The organism is Floridaenema aerugineum BLCC-F46, from assembly GCF_041929345.1.
Classification (GTDB): domain Bacteria; phylum Cyanobacteriota; class Cyanobacteriia; order Cyanobacteriales; family Aerosakkonemataceae; genus Floridanema; species Floridanema aerugineum.
Genome location: NZ_JBHFNQ010000028.1, coordinates 36,682 through 58,462 on the forward strand (window position 1 = coordinate 36,682; position 21,781 = coordinate 58,462).

A 21,781-nucleotide genomic window follows, 5' to 3' on the forward strand; every position below is an offset into this window, starting at 1 on the left:
GAAGATCCATTAAAGAAATGATTCTAAATATAAGATTTTTTTAAAGTTATAAATATAGGGAAATTTCTCGAACAGCTACACCAAATATACAATCTCTTAACCAAATTTTTGGGAATCTAAATACATTGACGAAGGAATTTTGCTTGGGTTTGAGTGCAAGCGTAAAAGCCAGCTTGGTATAATTGTTTCAAGTTAATTACCGAAGATTGTTGTTGAGTCATTGGCTGATAGATTTTAGGTTTTAGATTTTCATTCCTTCTACCTTGGAGCCGGGGAGTCTTGGAGCCTTGTTGCACCAATTTTGGGATGACTTTGGCTTGGGAATGGTAACATTATCAGGATAAGCCGATTCTATTGAAGTAAAAATCCCAAGCTTTGTCGGCAGTGGGAATTTCTTGATAATGAGGAAAAAAAATAAATCTTCTCTAATCCTAACTGTAGCTGCGATCGCCGCAATTATTAATGGCGGTGTTGCTGCTTACTGGGTAATAATGCAGGAAAAATCAATGCAGGAAAACTTACCTGTAGGTGCTGCAATAATTCCCCAAGATGCTTTAATGGCGTTATCTGTTTCGACAAATGAGCGACAATGGCAACAGTTGCGCGAGTTTGGTACCTCACAAAGTCAAGCTGGTTTTGAGCAAAGTTTAGCGAAGTTGCGCTCGCGCTTTCTCACTGCCAATGGTTACAATTATCAGCAACATATCCAACCTTGGCTAGGTCAACAAGTAACTATAGCTTTTTTGTCACCGCCGAAAAAAACCTCCCAGGGGAAACTTACTAAACAAATTACCCCTGCCACAGAATCAGAAAATTCGGAAACAGAAGCGCCAGAACCAGAAAAACAATCAGTGGTGATGGTATTACCAATTGATCACCCACTTCAGGCAAAACAAATATTAGAACAACCCCAAAGTCCGGTTAATAAAAATCAGTGGACTCAACGGGAATATCAAGGTGTGACGATTAAAGAAACCAAAGTAAATGAGGATGAAAGTTACTCAACAGCCGTTATTGATGGGCAATTTTTAGTAATTAGTACAGATAGTAGAGGGATCGATCGAGTAATTGATACCCACAAAGGAGGAGCATCTTTAGCCAACACTCCAGGTTACAGCGAAGCTTTGCAAAAAATCGCTGACAACCAATCTTTTGCTAAATTATATGTGAATATTCCCGCCGCCGCAGTAGCCGCAAACATCCCGGGGCAGGAAATTTCTCCCCAAGGATTAGCACAAATTCAACAACAGCAAGGTTTGGCATCAAATATTATTTTAGAATCTCAAGGGATTAGGTTTAAAAATATTTCCTGGTTAAAACCAAATAGTCAAAGGAAATACCAAATAACCAATAATGCTGGAACGATGCCTCAACTATTACCAGCTAATACTTTAATGATGGTTTCGGGCGGAAACTTCAAACTGTTTTGGCAAGAATATGTCCAAGGTGCCGAATCAAATCCGATGACACCTTTTAAACCAAAGGAGTTAAGAAGTGCGGTAAAAAGTTTCACTGGGCTAGATTTAGAGCAAGATTTGGTTTCTTGGATGGGAGGAGAATTTTCTTTATCATTAATTCCGGCAAAGCCAGCAAATCAAGAAAATTCTCAATCGCCAAATATTGGCCCAGGTGTGGTGTTTATGGTGAAAACTAGCGATCGCCAAACTGCCGAAAAAAACCTGGCACAACTCAATGAAATAATGAGTGATAAATACAAATTTAAAGCTGAAAAAAGTCAATTAGCTAATCAACCAGTAGTTAATTTAGTCTCTCCAGAATTAGGAGTAAAAATTTCTCAAGGTTGGTTAGATGGCAATATTGCCTTTCTAACTTTAGGCGCACCAATCACAGAAGAAATTCTGCCTCGACCCAAAAACAATCTAACTCAAAACGAATTATTCCGCAGCACAGTTCCTTCAGAACTTAAACCGAATAACGGTCACTTTTTCCTAGATATTGAACGAATGGGGGTAGATACTACAGCTAACTTGCTGAGTTTTCTATTGCGACTTTCACCCGATATAACTACTCAAAATAACCTGAGAAATCAGCTTTCTCCCATGCAAGCAATAGGCGTTACCGCAGCAGTCAGCGACGAACGCAGTAGCCGCTTCGACATTTTCGTGAAGTTGAAAAAAGTCAACGAAGGAGGAACTTTGCCAGCGCCTAATGCGCCGCCGAAGTAGGGGAGATGGGGAGATGGGGGGATGGGGAGATGGGGAGATGGGGAGATGGGGGGATGGGGAAGTTTATTAACTCAAAACTCAAAAAACGAAGCCAAGAACTCTCCCTACCTCCCTACCTCCCCTAACCGAACCCACCTCTTCTTCCCAGTCCCTTATATCTTTGTGGTAATAAGCTGCCAGAATTAATACAGCGACAGATAAGACAAGATGGGGGAGAACACTTTTATGAATCTGGTTTTACTCCAGAATTGGTTGGATAACACCAGTTTTGCGATTTTATTCATTACCATGCTGGTTTATTGGGGTGGGGCAGCATTTCCCAATATTCCGGTTTTACCAGCATTGGGAACAGCGGGGATGACTGTAGCCAACATGAGCATCGCCTGCTTACTGGGGGCACGCTGGATAGAAGCGGGATATTTTCCCTTAAGCAACCTCTACGAATCTCTATTTTTCCTGACTTGGGGAATTACCACAATTCATTTAATCGCGGAAAATATGAGTCGTAGTCGGTTGGTGGGAGTTGTCACCGCACCTGTAGCGATGGCGATAACTGCGTTTGCTGCATTGTCTTTACCCGCGCAAATGCAAACCGCAGAACCTTTGGTACCCGCACTCAAATCAAACTGGTTAATGATGCACGTCAGCGTCATGATGTTGAGTTATTCTTGTTTGATGGTTGGGTCGTTATTAGCGATCGCATTTTTAGTTCTCACCAGAGGAAAAAACATCGAATTGCGAGGCAGTTCTGTAGGTACAGGGGGCTTTCGGAACAACCATTATCAACTGCGTCGTTACGGAGATTTAGTAACACAAACCGCAGGTGGTAAAGTCGAACAAACTGCTGCCATCAGTAGCGAAATTCAATATAACAGCAACAGTAAAACAGCGGTTTTAGAGGTAGTCAAAACGGCAGCAAAAGAAACAACAGTCGAACCACTTTCGCCCCAACGTTTGAACTTAGCCGAAATATTGGATAATATTAGTTATCGAGTAATTGGCTTAGGATTTCCGCTGTTAACAATAGGGATCATAGCTGGGGCTGTTTGGGCCAATGAAGCATGGGGTTCTTATTGGAGTTGGGACCCGAAAGAAACCTGGGCATTAATTACTTGGTTAGTATTTGCAGCTTACCTACACGCCCGAATTACTCGTGGATGGCAAGGGAGAAAACCCGCAATTTTAGCAGCTACAGGCTTTGTTGTCGTCTGGGTTTGTTACTTAGGAGTTAACTTGCTAGGTAAAGGTTTACACAGCTACGGCTGGTTCTTCTAATCTTCAAGTTTAAGCGATCGGCACTCAATTATTGTTAATTGTCAGCTGGTCGCTAACCTTTTGCAAATTTATGCAAAATTACGCAGAAATATAGAATAATTTAAATATTTGTGAGTTATTCTAGAAAGTTGTGTATTTAATTTGCTAATTAGCTGTCACCGAGAATTGAGCGCAGTTGTCTTCCTAGCTGCAAAAGCTGATCCCTCTTACTGACTAAGGCGTAAATTAAATCCTAAAAAGCTGATTAACGTTCAGCTAAGTGTAAGCTCCTTATGATTACAATTCTACTGGTCGATGATAGCCCTACAGTCAGGGTTATGGTTTCAGAACTACTTAGAAGTAAAGGTATAAACGTTATTGAAGCAGGTGACGGCATTGAAGCAATGGAAAAAATGCAGGTTCAATGTCCAGATTTAGTAATAACTGATATTGTTATGCCTAGAATGAATGGTTATGAACTTTGTCGTTGGATCAAGACACAATTTAAGGATAAATATATACCAGTAATTATGTGTACAAGTAAAGATCAACAATTCGATCATTACTGGGGAATTAAGCAAGGTGCAGATGCTTATATTACTAAACCATTTGAACCTGTGGATTTGATTAGAGCAATTAAAAAGCTTTTAGTTAGGAATTAATAAAAAATTACTAAATGACAGGTAAATCAATTATAATAAACAGCCTATGTGGTAGTTCATTAATTAAATTATACCTAAACTACTGTTATGGAAAATAAATTTGAACCCCTAGACCTAGAAAATGACATTGTATCTGGAATTACTGAAAAAATTCTGGGTGGTCGTCGCACTTTTACAGCCGAAGATTTACTGAAATCTCTCAAGGAATACTTGAGTACTGAAGGCTACAAAGGTTTCTTTGAGAACGGAATAGATTGTAAAATTTTGAAACCTGGCAAAAATTGGCAAAAAGGAAAAATTAGAATTACCCTAGAATTTTGCCCAGACGAACAAACCCAACCACCCTCTCCACTCGATGATCTTCGTAAACAATTGAAAGAAACCGAAAACTAACTCTTCTCTTCTCTCTTCATCTTCCTTCGTGCCCTTCGTGTCTTCGTGGTTCAATCTCAAATAAAATAGGAGTGTTATAAATGGATAATTTTGAGGAACTTAACAAAAACGATGTAGTCTCAGTTGAGAATTTTAATGTAATTAGAATAGGTGTTATACCTCAACAAATGCTAAAAGTAGAGCTATTTGAAGAACAAGTAATAAGACATCTCATAGGAAATCCGGGAGATCAAAGGATAGAACAGTGGCTAAACAAAGGAGTGAAATGTGAAGTATTACAACCAGGGGGAGATTGGCAAAAAGGGAAAGTAAGGATGAAAATAACCCTAGAATTTTGCCCAGATGAACCTAAACAACCACCTTCTCCACTAGATGATCTTCGTAAACAAATGAAAGAAACCGAAAACTAACTCTTCTCTTCCTCTTCCTCTGTGTCCTCTGCGCCTCTGCGGTTCAAAAAAAGCTATTTCCCAAATCAATAAAATTAACTCTTTCTCTTTCTTAGCGTCCTTTGCGTTCTTTGCGGTTCAAACCTCTTAAATGCTTTCCTCCCAACCTTGGACACCCATTCACGCACAAATACATCGCACCTTGCGACAACGCCGACTATTACCCAAAAACCAAAGCATATTAATCGCAGTATCCGGGGGACAAGACTCCCTTTGTTTAACCAAATTACTAATAGACTTACAATCAAAATGGCAATGGAAACTAGCAATTTGTCATTGCGATCATCGGTGGCGGAAAGACTCAGAAGCTAACGCCAATCATGTAGAAAAACTTGCCCAAAATTGGCAATTACCCTTTTATTTACAAATCACAAACCAAGAATTAAAGAGTGAAGCAGCAGCGAGAGAATGGCGTTATCAAGCATTAATAAATATTGCCCAAACGCATAATTACAATTATATTGTTACTGGGCATACAGCGAGCGATCGCGCCGAAACCCTACTCTACAACTTAACTCGTGGTAGTGGTGCAGATGGATTACAAAGTTTAACTTGGCAAAGATCTTTAACCCAAAAAATCCAATTAATTCGCCCACTGTTAGAAATTACTCGCCCAGAAACAGCCCAATTTTGTGCAGATTTTCAACTACCAATTTGGTCAGATTCTACTAACGAAGAGTTAAAATATAAGCGAAATCGCATCAGATTAGAATTAATCCCTTACTTAAAACAAAACTTTAATCCCCAAGTGGAAAAAGCCCTATCTCAAACAGCGGAAATCCTGCAAGCAGAAGTAGAATTTTTAGAAAATACTGCTCAAGAAATCCTGCAAAAAGCTACTTCTAACTCTCCTATTCCGCAGATAAATCGTTCAATTTTACGCTCTACATCTTTAGCGATTCAAAGGCGAGTGATGCGACAATTCTTACAGCAAAATTTAGGATTTGCTCCTAGTTTTGAGCAAATAGAAAAAATAACAGCTTTAATTAGGGCACCTAATCGTTCTTGTAGCGATCCATTTCCCGGAGGTGCGATCGCCCAAGTAGAAAACGACTGGATTTATTTGAAAAGAGTCTAGACTTTAGATTCTGGTTAAAACCTCAATCTAACATCTAAAATCCTCTCATCCAAAATCTTAGGAGACTGCCAATTGTTGTAACTCACTAGGTATCAAATTATAGATAATTTTTCGCATTTCAGCGATGCCATGAAATTGATAATCGCCAACTTCTTGGACATGATTAAGCAGACCAGCGATCGCTTCTAACTTTTGCCGCATTTCGTTAACTTTATCTTGAATCTGTTGCAAAAGTTCCTCATAGAGTCGTACTTTGCCCCAAGATTCTGCTAAAAAAGCCTTTTGACTTTGGGTATTTTGTTCGCTGCTTTGTAACTCTTGGCGTTGATTTTCCTGTTGCTGTACTTGAGCATCCACCATTGTTTGAGCTTGCCCAATACTAGAGCGCATTTGCTCAATTTCCCGTTCCAAGCTTTGTAACTCATCTGCCAGTTGTTGACGAACAGATTCGATCTGAGATAAAACAGGCCCTAAATCAATTTTTTGTCCATCGATTACTCCAGTATCAGCTATTCCTTGACGACGGCGTAACACCTTCAGATGTTGAGAGAAAATTTCCTCTCTTTCTCGAAGAGTTCGACGTTGACCAACCAAAGTTTCTTCTAACATTTGGTAACGGTCTTGTTCATCTATTAATTCTGTTTGTAAGCGCTGACGTTCTTGGTCATTACCCTGTTGTAGCTTTTGTTGTAATTCTGCGATCGCCTGACGTTCTAACTCCAACTCTTCTTCTTGATCGCTCACAAAACGCTTCGCCTTATCCAACTCCAACTTCAGATTTTGGACAACTCCTTGTAGTTCTCCTATCGCCATCCTTTCTAAAGCTTCCAAATCCATTTCTTGGCTAATCTTCACCTCAGAAGACATCGCCGCCAAACGTTGTACTTGTTGATACAAATCATCTTGATTTCGCAAGCGAGCGCCCAATCTTTGAGCATATTCTTGCTTCAAAGATAAAGAATTTTGTTGGATCTTTAAAGCCTCCCTTGCTTGCTCCACAGAGCTCTGAGCTTGGTAGAATTCTTGCCAACGACTTTGGAGATTGCTAGCTTGGCGATCGACTCGTTCTTGGAGAGCAGTCGCCGCTGCTCTTTGTTGCTCCAACTGTTGCCAATGTTGATCTAAGATAGCTTGTTCTTGATTGAGTGCCTCAAAAGCCCAACCTAGCTCTTCCCGAATTGGTTCTGGAGAAGCGATCGTCTGGGATAATCTTTCTAAAATCTCTTGAATTTGCCTTGCTTGCTGCTCGTCGAGTACCGCTTGCGGTTTATATTGAGCTTCCAACTCTTTGATGCGTTCTTGTTCACCCTTCAAATGTGCCCAAGCGCCTTCCAACTCCAAGCGATTTCGCTCAATTTCTTCCTTTAATCGCTCCGTTTCCTCACGGGAACTATTAATTTCTTGTCTTTGCTGTTCAAAGCGCTCTACCTCCTGCTCCATTTGCGCCAACTCTTCTTGACGAGCTTGAATTTCCATCTCTCGACGGTTCAACTCATGAGCTTGGTAAGTCAGCGACTCCTTCCACTGTTCAATCTCTTCTTCCTTAGTTTTGTACTTTTCTTGTAACCGCGAGAAATTTTGCAGAATCCCCACTAAATCTCGCCCCGGATTAATGCGCTGCACCTGACGATTGCCACCGAGTTCTACTAAAACCAGTGCCCCGTCACCGTACTTACTTCCCTCTTCAGGAGAAAGAGCAATTACTTCATCACCTGTTATGGCACTCCAACTGTCGCTTCGCTGACAAGCCAGCAGTTTCAGATCCGTTTTATTGCCCCCGAACGGGCCAGATTTTTTTTGTAATACTTCCGCTAGATACAGCACGCCTATATTCCTCTTGATGTGTCTAGGTTCGAGCTTTGGCTAAACCTTTACCGGATATTATTTATTTCTACTAACCCTAGTTTAGGCAGACAACGCTCATAAAACAAATTGAATTGACTTGTCCGCATATTCCCCGCCCTCTTCAATCGACCCAACCCATCGAACGGAATCAACCTTGACTACTGGTTAAATTTAGCGCGAAACGGCAGATGAAAACACCTTACCGCTAGAGCCGTGAATTTTGCCTACGAACTGCCATGATTATCTGCACTTATGACCACTAAGTAAAGTTAAGAACTGTGAGTTGAGGACCATAAGTTTAATTTTTGTAAACTTGTCACTTCAACTCCACACTCTTTACCCAGAGGGCAACAGTAGCAGGCGAATAAAGTTTACAGCTTTCGTTAAATTCTAACCTAGACTAAATATATCTATACTGCACTAGCCAGACATTCAAGTGTGGTAAGTAAACCAAAAATTAGCCAGACTTAACAAATTCTAGGAGATACTCATCCACAATTAAAGGGTAACTTTTATAATTTTTTGGGCTGGGAAACTCAGTAGCAGCACGAAATTAGTAAGAAACACTTTATTAGGAGAGCGTTATAGTTCCATGCAGGGAACGTTAAGTGAAATTGATATTCGTAGTATTCTGCAACTTATCGAATTAGGTCAACGAACGGGGTACTTAGAAGTACAGGCGTTTCGTGACTCAAAATTCCGAGTAGCAGAACAGTTTTGGATTGTATTTTTCCTCAATGGGCAAATTGCCTACGCGGCAGACAGCGACAGCAGTTTGTCTCGCTTGCGGGATTATTTGCGTCGTTATCGGTTGGATTCTGCCGTAGATCAGCTGTATGTACCTGCGATCGCCACCACCAATGCACCCGAATACGGCTACCTGTGGACATTACTAGAAACTCACGTCCTCACGCCAGCCCAAGGCAGGAACATCATTCAAAGCATGGTACAGGAAACCCTGTTCGATCTGCTCAGTTTACACCAAGGCTCCTTTGTTTTTGAAATTGGCCCCGCCCTTGCCCCGCAACTCACCACCCTGGAAATTGGCCCGCTTGTCACCCAAATTATGAAACAGGTACAAGAGTGGAAACAATTTCATCCCCATATTCAATCCCCAGAACAATGCCCAGTGCTGGTAGAATCGTCACTTTTACAGCAAAAATTACCAGCACGCACCTTTAGAATTCTGGAAAGTTGGGCAGATGGTCAAAACTCCCTGCGGCAATTGGCACGTTACCTAAATCGACAAATCCACCCAGTTGCCAAAGCCATTTACCCATACATCAAAAAAGGTTGGGTGCAACTAGTTTATCCTAGTAATCCCAGCACCAATCCAGCGCCGGGAGAATTCACAGCCGAGGCGAAAACTGGGACACACAGCGTAGTGTTCATTGATGATGGGATTGCCACCTGTAAAGCTGTGGAACAAACACTCAAACAACATGGTTACGCTGTATCTGCCATCAGCGATCCCCTGAAAGCACTGAGCTTGGTATTCCAGATGAAACCAGACCTAATTCTTTGTGACATTATTATGCCTGAATTAGATGGATTTGAAATTTGTGCCATGTTGCGACGGTCTACAGCCTTTCGCCAAACTCCGATCGTCATGTTAACAGGTAAAGATGGCTTTATCGATCGCGTTAAAGCCAGGATGGTAGGTGCAACTGACTACCTCACCAAACCCTTTGGCGAGGGGGAATTACTGATGCTAGTAGAGAAATATATTGGTAAGAGCAACAACGATGTAACCAAAGCCACCCAATTATTGATCGATGCGTTAGAAGAGGAAATAGGACTAACCAACAATTCCGACTTGAATGTAAGTTGGTCATAGTGGGGAATACTAAACCAAGGTGCCTAATACTTGACTAAATTGATAGGTGGAAAGCGGCAACCTTGATTGCTTGATAGATTTTTACTGTAATGTAATGCACGCAAATCAGTAGGTCAGGTAAAAAAATTATGAGTACAGTTCTAGTGGTAGAGGATAGCGTTACCCAAAGAGAGATGATCTCCGAGCTCTTACGTGGCAGTGGACTTAACGTTACAGTTGCCACTGATGGAGAAGAAGCACTCCAGTTCATCCAAGGTCGTTGTCCCGATCTAGTAGTCTTAGATATTGTCATGCCTAAAATGAACGGCTACGAGGTTTGCCGTCGCCTCAAAGCCGATCCGAAAACGCAAAAAGTCCCTGTAGTGATGTGTTCTTCTAAAGGCGAAGAATTCGATCGCTATTGGGGCATGAAACAGGGTGCAGATGCCTACATTGCCAAACCGTTTCAGCCAAAAGAACTGATCGGTACAGTTAAACAACTATTAAGAGGATAGGGAAAACCATTATGGTTGGTAGCCCGGACTTTTTAACCGGAAAAGGTCAAGACCAAAGTTCAGAATTTCAAGAATTAGAAAGCCCAGAAGGTGAGTTACATCTGCGGTTTTATATTACACCGACCACAGAATTAGCTTTACCCGCAATCGGCATCAAAGAAGTAATTTCTCGGACACCAGATACAATTACACCCATACCCAATGCCTCTCCCTTACTTTTGGGAACACTCAACTTTCGAGGTAGAGTGATTTGGGTAGCTGATTTAGGTCAATTCCTGGGAGAATCTACATCATTAAATACTGACCGCCCAGAAATTCCAGTGATTGCCATAGAAGACCAAGATACTATGCTAGGCTTGGCAGTCGATCAGATTGTGGGCATGGATTGGTTGGATGTAGAAACAGGTTTTCAAATGCCAAATAATGCACCAGATAGTATGGCACCCTTTCTCCGGGGTGAATGGGTATTAGACACCCAAAACAATAAAACTCTGCAATTATTAGACCAAGTGGCGATTCTGCGATCGGCACGCTGGGCAGCATAAAATTCTTTCGAGCAGTGTTGAGTGCCGATCTAAAAAACAGATATTCTACTCTGGTCGAGAAATTTAGAGTTCAGTTAATAACTCTTCTTTCTGCCTTTAAAGCTCAATTCAATTCTTGAGTTCAAAATCAGGAAAGACAAATTTGGTAAATAATTATTGGGTAACAGCAAATGATTTATGAGTATAAAACCCGCTCTAAATAATTTCCTACTAACTCTAACTCAGCACTCAGTACTCATTTAGCGGGAGGAGGCAAATGCCATTTAGCACACACACACAGAAATACCAACAAGCTCAAACAGCATATATGCAGGGTAAAGACGAGGAAGCGGCAGAAATTGTCGATCAACTCGTTTCGGAGTTCCCAGAGGAACCCAGTATTCGATTACTCCGAGGTCATATTTATTGCAACCTGAGAGAGTTTGATACAGCCAGGGAAGAGTATGAATATGTGTTGACCCTGACAGATAATCCAGAATATATTGATTACGCCAACAGTGGTTTGGCTTACCTGAGTGAATGTGAAAATTCCTCAAGTTCCAATGGTGCTGGGGAAATGGATTATGGAGCGGATTATCTTCCGCCAGAAGATGAAGAATGGAATCAACACGATCGGGCTACTCTAGCTAATGATTTTGGCTTAGATGACCTGGGTTTAGACGATATTGATGATATTCCCTCCATGCCATCTAACTATCAAAGTGGCAGAGGTGGACAATTCGAGCATGACAACCCCTTTGGCACTAATCCTAGTGTCAATGGCTACGATAACGGCAATGGTGCTGATGCTGGAGAACTGTTTGTCGATCCCTTTGCAGTAGGTTCCCCAGAACAAACATACTTCGATCAAGAATCAGCAGATGTATCCTCTGGGTGGTTCGCCCCAGATCCAAATCAACAAGATAATTACTACCAAGAAGAAGAATCAGAAACCAATAATTACGTATTTAGTGCTGATTCAGCCGCCTATAGCGATGAAGTGGCATTTGACTCCCAAGCTGATGCTTTTGACCAAGAATACAGCAATGAATACAACAATGAGTACAACAATGAGTACAACGATCGAGACATAGCATATCCCTCTTCAGAATCTCCTGGCTGGTCAAACTCACAACCGACTTTTCCCTCTGGGCATCCAGTAACAGGTAGCCAGGGAAATTCTCGTCCGCCTTATTCTAGAGGTGTGGTTGGTGATGATGAAACAATTCTCCTGGGCAATGAACTAGGTCCCAATAGTGACGAATTTGATGCCTTTAATGTGGCTTTTGGGGAAGAAAACGACGATGATGCAACTTTTGCTATGCCTGTTTCCGGCTCCCGGCAGCGAGTTAACAATGATATTCTCCAAGAATTCGATGAATTTGATGATGATTTAGGGAATCTGCCTAATTTTGACAACTTGGAAGATTCAGCAGCCCTAGAACCTCATCCGCAAACGGGTTCTTTTGGGATAACAGGGGGAATTTCTACCGGGGGAATGCGATCGAACTTAACTGATGCAGGCGATCCATCGGGCTTTACTTATGATGATAATTTCCCCACCACAGAACCCCCAATATTTGTTCCCCCATCAGCCAGCGGCAGCACAGAACCAACTGTTACTGTCGATCAGGGTTTTTTAGCTTTCTTTGAAAATGCTCCTCTAGCCCGCAAACGCACTTATTCCGCCATCACAGTAGGCATTGTATCCGCAATTTCCGTCGCTGCGGTTAGTTTAGGCTCACAACTGGCTTTCCGTCCCCCAAGTAAAGAAAGCCTCACCCAAATGCAGTTTACAGGTTTGGCAATGGCGGGAGTCGCCGGAGTAGTCAGTTTTGGTACTACCATACTCGTTGGGGGGTTAATGGCTCGGCAAATTCGTCGCCAAACCGTAAATTTACAAGACCAATTTGATTCGGTTTCTCAAGGCAATTTGTCAGCCCAAGCTACAGTTTACTCGGAAGATGAACTGGGCAGATTAGCTTCAGCATTTAACCAAATGACTCGGATTATGCTGACTCAAACCAGCGAAGCACAACGGAAAGCGGAAGAACAAGAACAGGCAAAAGAAGATTTACAACGGCAAGTTATTCGCTTGCTCGATGATGTGGAAGGAGCCGCTAGAGGTGATTTGACTGTTCAAGCTGAGGTAACTGCTGACGTGCTGGGTGCGGTGGCTGACTCGTTTAACTTGACAATTCAAAACCTGCGGGAAATCGTAGTTAAGGTAATTGAAGCGGCTAAACAAGTTAATAAAGGTGCTTCGGAAAACGAGAAATTTGCCCGTCAACTCTCGGCTGATGCTTTGCGCCAAGCGGAAGAGTTGGCTGTCACCTTGAATCAGGTGCAGGGAATGACGGAGATGATTGCTAGAGTAGCCGATAGTGCGGCTGAGGCGGAAAAAGTCGGACGAAGTGCTTCGGCAATGGCTCGTAAAGGCGGCGATGCGGTAGAACGGACTGTGGGCAGTATTTTGGGGATTCGGGAAACTGTGGCAGAAACTACCCGCAAGGTGAAACGGTTGGCGGAGTCTTCCCAGGAGATTGCTAAGATTGTAGCTTTGATTGCGGCGATCGCATCGCGTACCAATTTGTTAGCATTAAACGCTAGCATTGAAGCAGCAAGAGCAGGCGAGGCGGGTCGGGGTTTTGCGATTGTGGCTGATGAAGTACGACAGTTGGCAGATCGATCGGCAAAAGCACTCAAGGAAATTGAGCAAATCGTTTTGCAAATTCAAAGCGAAACTGGCTCGGTGATGATGGCAATGGAAGAAGGTACTCAGCAGGTAATTGAAGGAACAAAAGTTGCCGAGCAAGCGAAGCGGAGTTTGGATGACATTATTCAAGTGTCTAACCAAATTGATGTTTTGGTGCGATCGATTACTGCTGATACAGTTCAGCAAACTCAAGCGGCTCACAATGTAGCACAGGTAGTTCAATCTGTGGAACTTACCGCCCAAGAAACCTCCCAAGAAGCACAACGGGTGTCAGGACAACTACAAAATCTGGTAGGTGTGGCACGCAATTTGTTAACTTCTGTGGAGCGTTTCCGTGTAGAAGCAAGCGATCGCTAAACAAACTCTCTCTAACCTGGCTATATTGAATAAATTAACGCTAGGAAAAACTGACAATTATTACTTTTGATAGTTGAGTTTTGCCAAAAATAAAAACGGTGTAGGGGTAATTCATGAATTACCCCTACACTCAAAACTCACAACTCATTGAGGAACAGAGCTATGCTGCCAGAACAACAACAGCGCATCCTGGGATACTTTATTGAAGAAGCTAAAGACCACCTGAATACTATTGAGCAGGGTTTGCTGACTCTCCAAAATACAATTAATGACCGAGAATTGTTGAAGGAGGTCTATCGTGCTGCTCACTCTGTTAAAGGGGGAGCAGGAATGTTGAGCTTGCAAAGTATTCAGAAAACCTCCCACCTTTTAGAAGATTGTTTTAAATTACTTGAAGAGTCGCCAGTGCAAGTAGACCAAAAATTAGAGTCTCTGTTCTGGCGAGTATTTGATGCTCTCAAAGAGCTATTAGAACAGCTACAAGGGCCTTTTGGTTTAACAGAAGATGTCTCAAATAATGTGATGGCATCTGTAGAGTTAGTTTCTAATGAACTCAGACAACACTTAGAAAAATTAGTAAGTTCTTCGGCTGCTAAAGTAAGCACAGCAGCCAAGCAAAGGAATTCACAGCAAGAGTTGTTAATTTCTACATTTAAACAGGAAGTGATGGAGCAATTGCGGCAAATGTTGCAATTGTTTAAACCACCAGCTTGGCCCAACAGTCGCCCACAACTAGAAGGTTGCTGTGATACTTTGGCGCAGATGGGCAATCACTTTGAATTGTCTAATTGGTGTAGTTTAATTGAAACGACAAAAAGTGCGATCGCTAATCAAGAAAACACCTGCCAAACTCTAGCTCCCATTGTCATTAAAGAAATTAAAGCGGCTCAAGAGTTAGTTTTGACAGGAAAAGCCACCCAAATTTGCGTAGGCGAACAATTGCTAGCACTTTTACCTGTGATACCTGATCAAGAAGAAGAATTAGACTTTAACGATTTATTCATCGAAGAGTCAGTAGCTAGCAGTGAAGCAGATGTTGATTTAGCAGAAATTTCCTCAGAACAAGAAGTAGATGCTGACTTGTTCGCTCAACCATTAGAATTTACTGAATCTGAGCCATTAACAACTACATCTAATTTGGGGAGAACAGCAAAAGCGACTAGATCGATCGCAGACCATACCCCCCGGATGGATGCGCCAGAAAGCAAAAAAAATCCAAGATTTGCCGACAGACATGGCCCAGAGGTAGGAGCCGAAGAACTCAATACCTTAGCAGACCTATTTCAAGAAGCAGTAGACCTCGACGACAGCTGGCATCAAGAAGAAAGTTTTAGCGAGACTAAAGTTGAACCAGTAGGTTTAGAAACAGCAATAGGCTTAGAAACAGATAGCGAATTTGCCGATCTGTTTGATGATATTTCTGCCGAACAACAAGCAACAGATGAAGACATTTTAGATTTTTTCAATGATGACTTTGAAGCAGAAACATCTTCAGTTAGCAGCGCAAATTTAACAGATTTGGGTTTAGATGAGACCAAGGATAGTTTCGGTGAAAAAACATCAGGAGAAGCTGAAGATAATCTCACAGAACTATTTGCTGATTTACCAGAAGAATCGGCAACTTGGGATGAAATTACAGAAATTAATGAAGCTAATTTAACAGCAGAAATTGACCAATTTGATGGAGGAGAAACAGCAAATAGTTGGGATGAAGCAGATTTGGCCACAATAGAAGAGGTAGAAAATGTAAATTACGACAATTCTTTAGAGATTTTGGACTGGGATACCCAGGCAGATTTTAATTGGGAAACCGAAACTACTGAAGCAACAACAGCCACAGATTCTCAGCCTGAAGCAGAATTTGATTTAGCCAATCTGTTCGATACAGATGAAGAGATATTAGATTTTGCTATGGAAACTTCTCCCACAAGTGAATCAGAAGTAACGGAAGCAGCTTTAACAGAAGATTTTGGATTTTTTGCCTCAGCAAATGAGTTGTTGAATGGCGAAGTTGCTGAGGAGGAATCTGTAGCAGATACCTTTGATTTTGGTGCAAGTAATGATGAATTTTGGAGCGAAGAAACTCCAGAAGCGATCGCCACAACAGAGGAATTAAACGAAAATTGGTTCGCCGAAGTCGCCAATGGAAATAACCAAGAAATACCTGTAACAGTAGATGATTTCTCCTTTGATGCTTTTGATCCCTTTGCTTTAGATACCTCAGCTAGTAACCAACAATCAGACGATCGGTTTTCTTGGGATGTTCCAATTACAGCAAATAGTACTGGAACTTTAGAAGATCTGTTTGTCTTGGAAACAGAAGATTTCGGCAATTTTGCGGCGGAAAGCATCGATTTTGGTGATGATTTATTTGGTGTCGATTCATTTACTGAAAACCCAAATTTAAACAACACAGCAAATGTATTGCCTGCCGATGAATTTACCACTAATATCCAAGATTTCGACAACGAAATAGGTGCTTATCTGGCAGAAGAACCGGAAATCGAATGGTTAACAGACAACTCGACAGAACCATCTTTAGAGTTGTTTGAGTCAACACCAACAGCCGAAGAAACTTTTGATTTTGGCAATTTTGATGAAGAATTAACCGCCAATTTAGAATTGAAAACAGATAATTTATTGGCAGATATTTCTGATGATGGTGGTTTTGATTGGGATGCTCAGTTAACTGAGGAAATACCGAAAACGTCAGAAGCTACTGTGTGGCAAGATTTAGCAGAATTGTCCACAGATGAAAGCTTTGATTTTGATGGGTTAAGTGGGGAAACAACGGAAAGTTTTGCCGAATTGTCCACAGATGAAAGTTTTGATTTTGATGGGTTAAGTGTTGAGCAAACAGAAGAATTTGCTGATGTTGATGGATTAGAAGCTAACGCTTTGGATCTCGATAGTAATAGTTTGGATAGTTTCGATAATTTTGATTTGGAACTACCGGGAGAATTAGACACAGGATATGGCGCTGGCGATTTTGATTTTGCTGCTGATGTGGGCGGAACAGATGAATTTAGCGATTTAACGGCGTTGTTGAATGAGGAAGAAGCGCCAGCTGCCCGCACCGAAGAAGTTGCCAATTTTGCTGATTTAGAAGCAATGCTGGGTGATGAAGAACCTGCGATTGCTGCTGCGACAAATAATAATGTAGATGCAGGTGATGATTTAGATTTTGCTGATTTGGAAGCAATGTTGGGTGATGAATCGCCAAGTGTTACTCCAGCGATTTCTACAGCAGCGGCGACGGCGGCGGTAGCAGCGGTAGAGAGTCAAAAGTCAGATGATGTTGACTTTTCTGACTTGGAATTTATGCTAGTGGACATGGATAAAAAACCGGGTTCGCCTGCGCCTAAACCTAGACCTACCCAGTCTGCAACGCCGAAGCGTTTGACTAGAGGAATTCTGGAACAAACGATGAAAGTGCCAGTTAAACAGATGGATAATCTGAGTAACTTGGTTGGGGAATTGGTGGTAAACCGGAATACTTTAGAACAGGAACAGGAAAGGTTACGGCAATTTTTGGATAATTTGCTGACGCAGGTGCAGCAACTCAGCGATGTGGGGGCAAGGATGCAGGATTTGTATGAACGATCTTTGCTGGAAGCTTCGCTGTTAGCTTCAAGGCGGCGCGATCGCTATTACACTTCTAGTTTTAGGAGTTATAATGACAGCGATTCTGATGATTCATCTAATAACGAGAATTCCAATCATAACGATCATTCGGTAGATTACGATCCTTTGGAAATGGATCGATTTACTTCTTTCCACACCATTTCCCAAGAGATGATTGAGTTGATTGTTCGGGTAAGGGAATCAACAGCTGACATTGAATTTGTGACTGATGGAACTGAACAAGTTTGTCGTCAGTTCCGCCAAGTTACTACTCAATTACAAGAAGGTTTAACTAGGGCAAGAATGGTGCCTTTTGGGGAAATTGAGCGAGTTTTCCCGTTAATTCGTTATGTGCGTGATAAGGCGGCGGAATTTGGTAAACAGGCAGAAATCAAGATTGAAGGGCGAGAAACGCTGATTGATAAATTGATTTTGGAACATTTTTCCGATCCGTTAAAACATTTGGTAAATAATGCGATCGCTCACGGAATTGAAACCCCAGAAGTTCGCCAAAAAGCTGGTAAATCTCCGATGGGTAGGATTACAATTAAAGCCTTCCACCAAGGGAACCAAACGGTAATTTCTTTCTCGGATGATGGTGGGGGAATTAATGTCGATCGAGTTAAGCAGAAAGCGATCGAAAAACGCTTAATTTCTCGCGCCGATGCTGAAAGTATGACCCGCCAAGAAATTTACCAATTGATTTATCATCCTGGTTTTAGTACCAAGGATGAAGCAGATTTACTCTCTGGTAAAGGTGTGGGAATGGATGTGGTTCTTACGTCTTTAAGCGAAATTCGGGGGACTATTACCACTGATTCTAATCAAGGTAAAGGTACAACTTTCACGATTCGTTTACCACTGACTTTGAGTATTTGTAAAGCACTTTGTTGTTTGAGTGACAAAGCCAGAGTTGCCTTCCCAATGGACGGGGTGGAAGATGCTTTAGATATTCCTAAAGATCGGGTTCAAATTAATGCCGAAGGGAACCCTTGTATTCCTTGGCGCGATACAACTTTACCCTTCAAACCACTCAGCGAATTGTTGGCTTACAATCGGCAATTAGGTCGGGCTGGTGTGTATGGTGGGACTAAAGAAGAAGATGTAATTTCGATCGTGGTTTTGCGGAGTCCTAACAATTTAATTGCTTTGCAAGTGGATCAAGTTTTGGGCGAACAGGAAATAGTAATTAAGCAATTGGAAGGGCCAATTCCTAAACCATTGGGCATCGCTGGTGCTACAGTCCAAGGGGATGGTCGAATTATGCCGATCGCTGATGTACTAGAATTAGTTGACCTGTCACTCGGACTAATCCGCAATGAAGGCATTAAAGGCTGGCTTTCCGATACAGATGCAAATTTAATACCAGATCAACCCAAGTCAGATCCTACAGTATTAATTGTCGATGATTCGATTACTGTTCGGGAATTGTTGTCCATGACATTTAATAAGACTGGCTACCGAGTTGAACAAGCACGCGATGGTCAAGAAGCTTGGGATAAACTAAAATCTGGTCTACCTTGCGATATCATTTTCTGTGATATTGAAATGCCCAGAATGGATGGTTTAGAATTACTTTCCCGCCTGCAAAAAGACCCAGAATTAAATCATTTGCCAGTGGCAATGTTAACTTCTCGCGGTGCAGATAAACATCGTCAAATGGCAGTTCAATTAGGCGCAAGTGGCTATTTTACTAAGCCTTATCTGGAAGATTCGCTGTTAGATGCAGCCTCAAGAATGTTGAAAGGTGAGAAGTTAGTTACTAGCAACGCTAGTGCTTGATTAAGTGTTGAATTTTGAGTTTTAAATTCGACTCAAGACTTTGGTAGCATTGGGGTAGGTCTGACCAATAATGGTTGAGTACCTACCCCTTAAAACTTTTCTCAGCTACGCTGCATTCGGGGTAGCTTGGGAAGCAGTTATCCGAAAGTTGCTAAAGTACTGCCACAAACCAGCCGGATCTTCTTCGACTGCCTGAACCGATGTATATTTTTTTAAGGAAGAGTCTTCACCTAAACTGCCTTCTTTGCGAAAGGTAGGCAGTCCTGATGCTACCGAAATCCCCGCCCCGGTTAACACAACAATATTTGCATAGCTGGAGAAATCGATCGGAATAAGCTCACTCATTGTCAATACCCGCGTTGGCGTTTAGATAACTAGTTAAAAGGTGCGTTACACTGGCGTTAACGCACCCTACATATTTCATGTTATGACTGATTCAACTTGGTCTTTTAATTATCCGAAAAGCACAAAAATCGATGTAGTTGATGATTATCACGGTACGAAAGTTGCCGATCCTTATCGTTGGTTAGAAGATCCTGATTCGGATGAAACAAAAGCTTGGGTAGAAGCACAAAATCAAGTTACTTTTGGCTTTCTTAATGAAATTCCTGTTAGGGAAACCCTGAAGCAACGCCTGACTAAACTTTGGGATTATGAAAAATATAGCATTCCGTTTAAAAAGGGCGATCGCTATTTTTACTTTAAAAATGATGGGTTACAAAATCAAAGCGTGCTCTACACTTTAACTTCACTTGATGGCGAACCTAAAGAACTACTCGATCCAAATAAACTATCTGAAGATGGAACAGTTGCACTTTCGGGAATTGCTATTACTGAAGATGGCAGTTTAATGGCTTATGGTTTATCAACTTCCGGTTCAGATTGGCAAGAATGGAAAGTGCGAAATGTGGAAACAGGGGAAGATTTACCAGATCATATAAAATGGATTAAATTTTCTGGTGCTGCTTGGACTAACGACAATCAAGGGTTTTTCTACAGTCGCTACGATGAACCGAAGGAAGCAACCAAATTAGAAGATGTTAACTATTACCAAAAACTCTTTTACCATCGGTTAGGAACTCCGCAATCAGAAGATATTTTAATTTACCATCGTCCTGACCAAAAAGAATGGGGATTTAGTGGTGATGTCTCTGAAGATGGCAAATATTTAATTATTAATGTTTGGCGGGGAACCGATCCAAAGAATCTAATTTTTTCCAAAGATTTGACCGATACAAATGCCAAGGTTGTTGAACTAATTAACGAGTTTGAGGCTAGCTACGGTTTTATTGATAATGATGGCGAAACTTTCTGGTTCCGCACTGATTTAGATGCACCCAAGGGAAAAGTAATTGCGATTAATATTAACAACCCAGCTAAGGAGAATTGGCAAGAAATTATTCCCCAAGCTGAGGAAGTTTTAGAAGGTGTGACTTTACTAAATAATCAGTTTGTCACTGAATATTTAAAAGATGCCCGCATTCAAGTTAAAATCTTTGCATTAAACGGTGATTTTGTCCGAGAAGTCCAATTACCCGGAATTGGTTCTGCGGGTGGTTTCGGTGGGAAACGTTATGACACGGAAACTTTTTACAGTTTTACGAGTTTCACTTTTCCGACTATTATCTATCGCTACAACATGGTGACAGATGAAAGTACCGTTTTTCGCCAACCAAATGTGGATTTTAATCCCGAAGATTACGAAACTAAACAGGAGTTTTACACCAGTAAAGATGGTACGAAAGTGCCAATGTTTATTACTCACAAGAAAGGTTTGGAATTAAAGGGAAATTTACCAACTTATCTTTATGGTTATGGTGGTTTTAGCGTACCTTTAACACCGAGTTTTTCTGTGGGTTTATTAGTTTGGTTGGAGTTGGGTGGAGTTTATGCGGTTGCTAATTTGCGGGGTGGCGGTGAATATGGGGAAGAATGGCATTTAGCGGGAACTAAATTACAGAAACAAAATGTGTTTGATGATTTCATTTCTGCTGCTGAATGGTTAATAGAAAATAAGTATACTTCTTCGGCTAAATTAGCGATCGGAGGCGGTAGCAACGGCGGTTTATTAGTGGGGGCTTGTATGACGCAACGCCCCGATCTATTTGCTGCTGCTTTACCTGCTGTCGGTGTCATGGATATGCTACGTTTCCATAAGTTTACTATTGGTTGGGCGTGGTGTTCTGAGTATGGTTCGCCGGAAAACGCAGAAGAATTTCAGGTACTTTATGGTTATTCTCCGTTGCATAATTTAAAAGCTGGTGTTGCTTATCCCGCTACTTTAATTACTACCGCAGATCATGACGACCGTGTAGTTCCCGCCCACAGTTTTAAGTTTGCGGCGGCGTTACAGGAAGCACATAATGGCGATCGACCTGTGCTAATTCGCATTGAAACAAAAGCTGGGCATGGTGCAGGCAAACCAACTGCTAAAATAATAGAAGAAATTGCCGATCGCTGGGCTTTTTTGGTGCGAACTTTGGGAATAGAAGTAGCATAAAATAAGGTCGAAGCTGTAGAGCGTTTCATGAAACGTCTCTACAATATTAAATCTAACGTAAGTTGCTAGTTATCAGCCCA

General features: G+C 41.7%; 14 protein-coding genes. 12 read left to right on the forward strand and 2 right to left on the reverse strand.

All coding sequences use genetic code 11. The features are described 5' to 3' along the window. The first annotated feature begins 401 nt into the window (after positions 1-401). From ACE1CC_RS03260 to tilS, 6 genes are all read left to right on the forward strand, one after another. On the forward strand, positions 402-2,186 hold the full coding sequence (locus ACE1CC_RS03260) for a DUF3352 domain-containing protein (RefSeq protein WP_413269042.1): 1,785 nt from the start codon (positions 402-404) through the stop codon (positions 2,184-2,186). 225 nt (positions 2,187-2,411) lie between these two features. Then, positions 2,412-3,461 carry a c-type cytochrome biogenesis protein CcsB gene (ccsB, locus tag ACE1CC_RS03265; RefSeq protein WP_413269043.1) on the forward strand — a complete coding sequence of 350 codons (1,050 nt, stop codon included), beginning with the start codon at positions 2,412-2,414 and terminating at the stop codon, positions 3,459-3,461. A 272-nt stretch (positions 3,462-3,733) separates the two neighbouring features. Continuing rightward, on the forward strand, positions 3,734-4,102 hold the full coding sequence (locus ACE1CC_RS03270) for a response regulator (protein WP_413265081.1): 369 nt from the start codon (positions 3,734-3,736) through the stop codon (positions 4,100-4,102). A gap of 87 nt (positions 4,103-4,189) precedes the next feature. Further along, positions 4,190-4,495 carry a KGK domain-containing protein gene (locus tag ACE1CC_RS03275; protein WP_413269044.1) on the forward strand — a complete coding sequence of 102 codons (306 nt, stop codon included), beginning with the start codon at positions 4,190-4,192 and terminating at the stop codon, positions 4,493-4,495. Positions 4,496-4,575: 80 nt separating this feature from the next. After that, on the forward strand, positions 4,576-4,905 hold the full coding sequence (locus tag ACE1CC_RS03280) for a KGK domain-containing protein (RefSeq protein ID WP_413269045.1): 330 nt from the start codon (positions 4,576-4,578) through the stop codon (positions 4,903-4,905). A gap of 130 nt (positions 4,906-5,035) precedes the next feature. Beyond that, a complete protein-coding gene (tilS, locus tag ACE1CC_RS03285; protein ID WP_413269046.1) occupies positions 5,036-6,022 on the forward strand; it encodes a tRNA lysidine(34) synthetase TilS in 987 nt (328 codons plus the stop codon). A gap of 57 nt (positions 6,023-6,079) precedes the next feature. Here the strand turns inward: tilS and hmpF are convergent, their stop codons facing one another. Next, positions 6,080-7,846, reverse strand: coding sequence for a pilus motility taxis protein HmpF (hmpF, locus tag ACE1CC_RS03290; protein WP_413269047.1), 1,767 nt, complete (start codon positions 7,844-7,846; stop codon positions 6,080-6,082). Positions 7,847-8,459: 613 nt separating this feature from the next. On the opposite strand from hmpF, the gene ACE1CC_RS03295 reads away from it, so the two are divergent. The 5 genes from ACE1CC_RS03295 (at position 8,460) to ACE1CC_RS03315 (ending at position 19,201) form a co-directional block, all read left to right on the forward strand. Next, complete coding sequence (locus tag ACE1CC_RS03295; protein ID WP_413269048.1) at positions 8,460-9,704, forward strand: response regulator; 1,245 nt, start codon at positions 8,460-8,462, stop codon at positions 9,702-9,704. A gap of 128 nt (positions 9,705-9,832) precedes the next feature. Beyond that, positions 9,833-10,198, forward strand: a complete 366-nt coding sequence (locus ACE1CC_RS03300) for a response regulator transcription factor (protein WP_413265076.1) — start codon at positions 9,833-9,835, stop codon at positions 10,196-10,198. An 11-nt stretch (positions 10,199-10,209) separates the two neighbouring features. Next, positions 10,210-10,743, forward strand: a complete 534-nt coding sequence (locus tag ACE1CC_RS03305) for a chemotaxis protein CheW (protein WP_413269049.1) — start codon at positions 10,210-10,212, stop codon at positions 10,741-10,743. Positions 10,744-10,999: 256 nt separating this feature from the next. Then, positions 11,000-13,795 (forward strand): methyl-accepting chemotaxis protein, encoded by a 2,796-nt coding sequence (locus ACE1CC_RS03310; RefSeq protein ID WP_413269050.1) that lies wholly within the window; start codon positions 11,000-11,002, stop codon positions 13,793-13,795. Between the two features lie 162 nt (positions 13,796-13,957). Beyond that, positions 13,958-19,201 (forward strand): hybrid sensor histidine kinase/response regulator, encoded by a 5,244-nt coding sequence (locus tag ACE1CC_RS03315; protein ID WP_413269051.1) that lies wholly within the window; start codon positions 13,958-13,960, stop codon positions 19,199-19,201. A gap of 105 nt (positions 19,202-19,306) precedes the next feature. Here the strand turns inward: ACE1CC_RS03315 and ACE1CC_RS36700 are convergent, their stop codons facing one another. Continuing rightward, on the reverse strand, positions 19,307-19,546 hold the full coding sequence (locus ACE1CC_RS36700) for a Sir2 family NAD-dependent protein deacetylase (protein WP_459563789.1): 240 nt from the start codon (positions 19,544-19,546) through the stop codon (positions 19,307-19,309). A gap of 82 nt (positions 19,547-19,628) precedes the next feature. Between ACE1CC_RS36700 and ACE1CC_RS03325 the strand changes: the two genes are divergently transcribed. Then, positions 19,629-21,701, forward strand: coding sequence for a prolyl oligopeptidase family serine peptidase (locus tag ACE1CC_RS03325; RefSeq protein ID WP_413269052.1), 2,073 nt, complete (start codon positions 19,629-19,631; stop codon positions 21,699-21,701). The last annotated feature ends 80 nt before the right edge of the window (positions 21,702-21,781 follow it).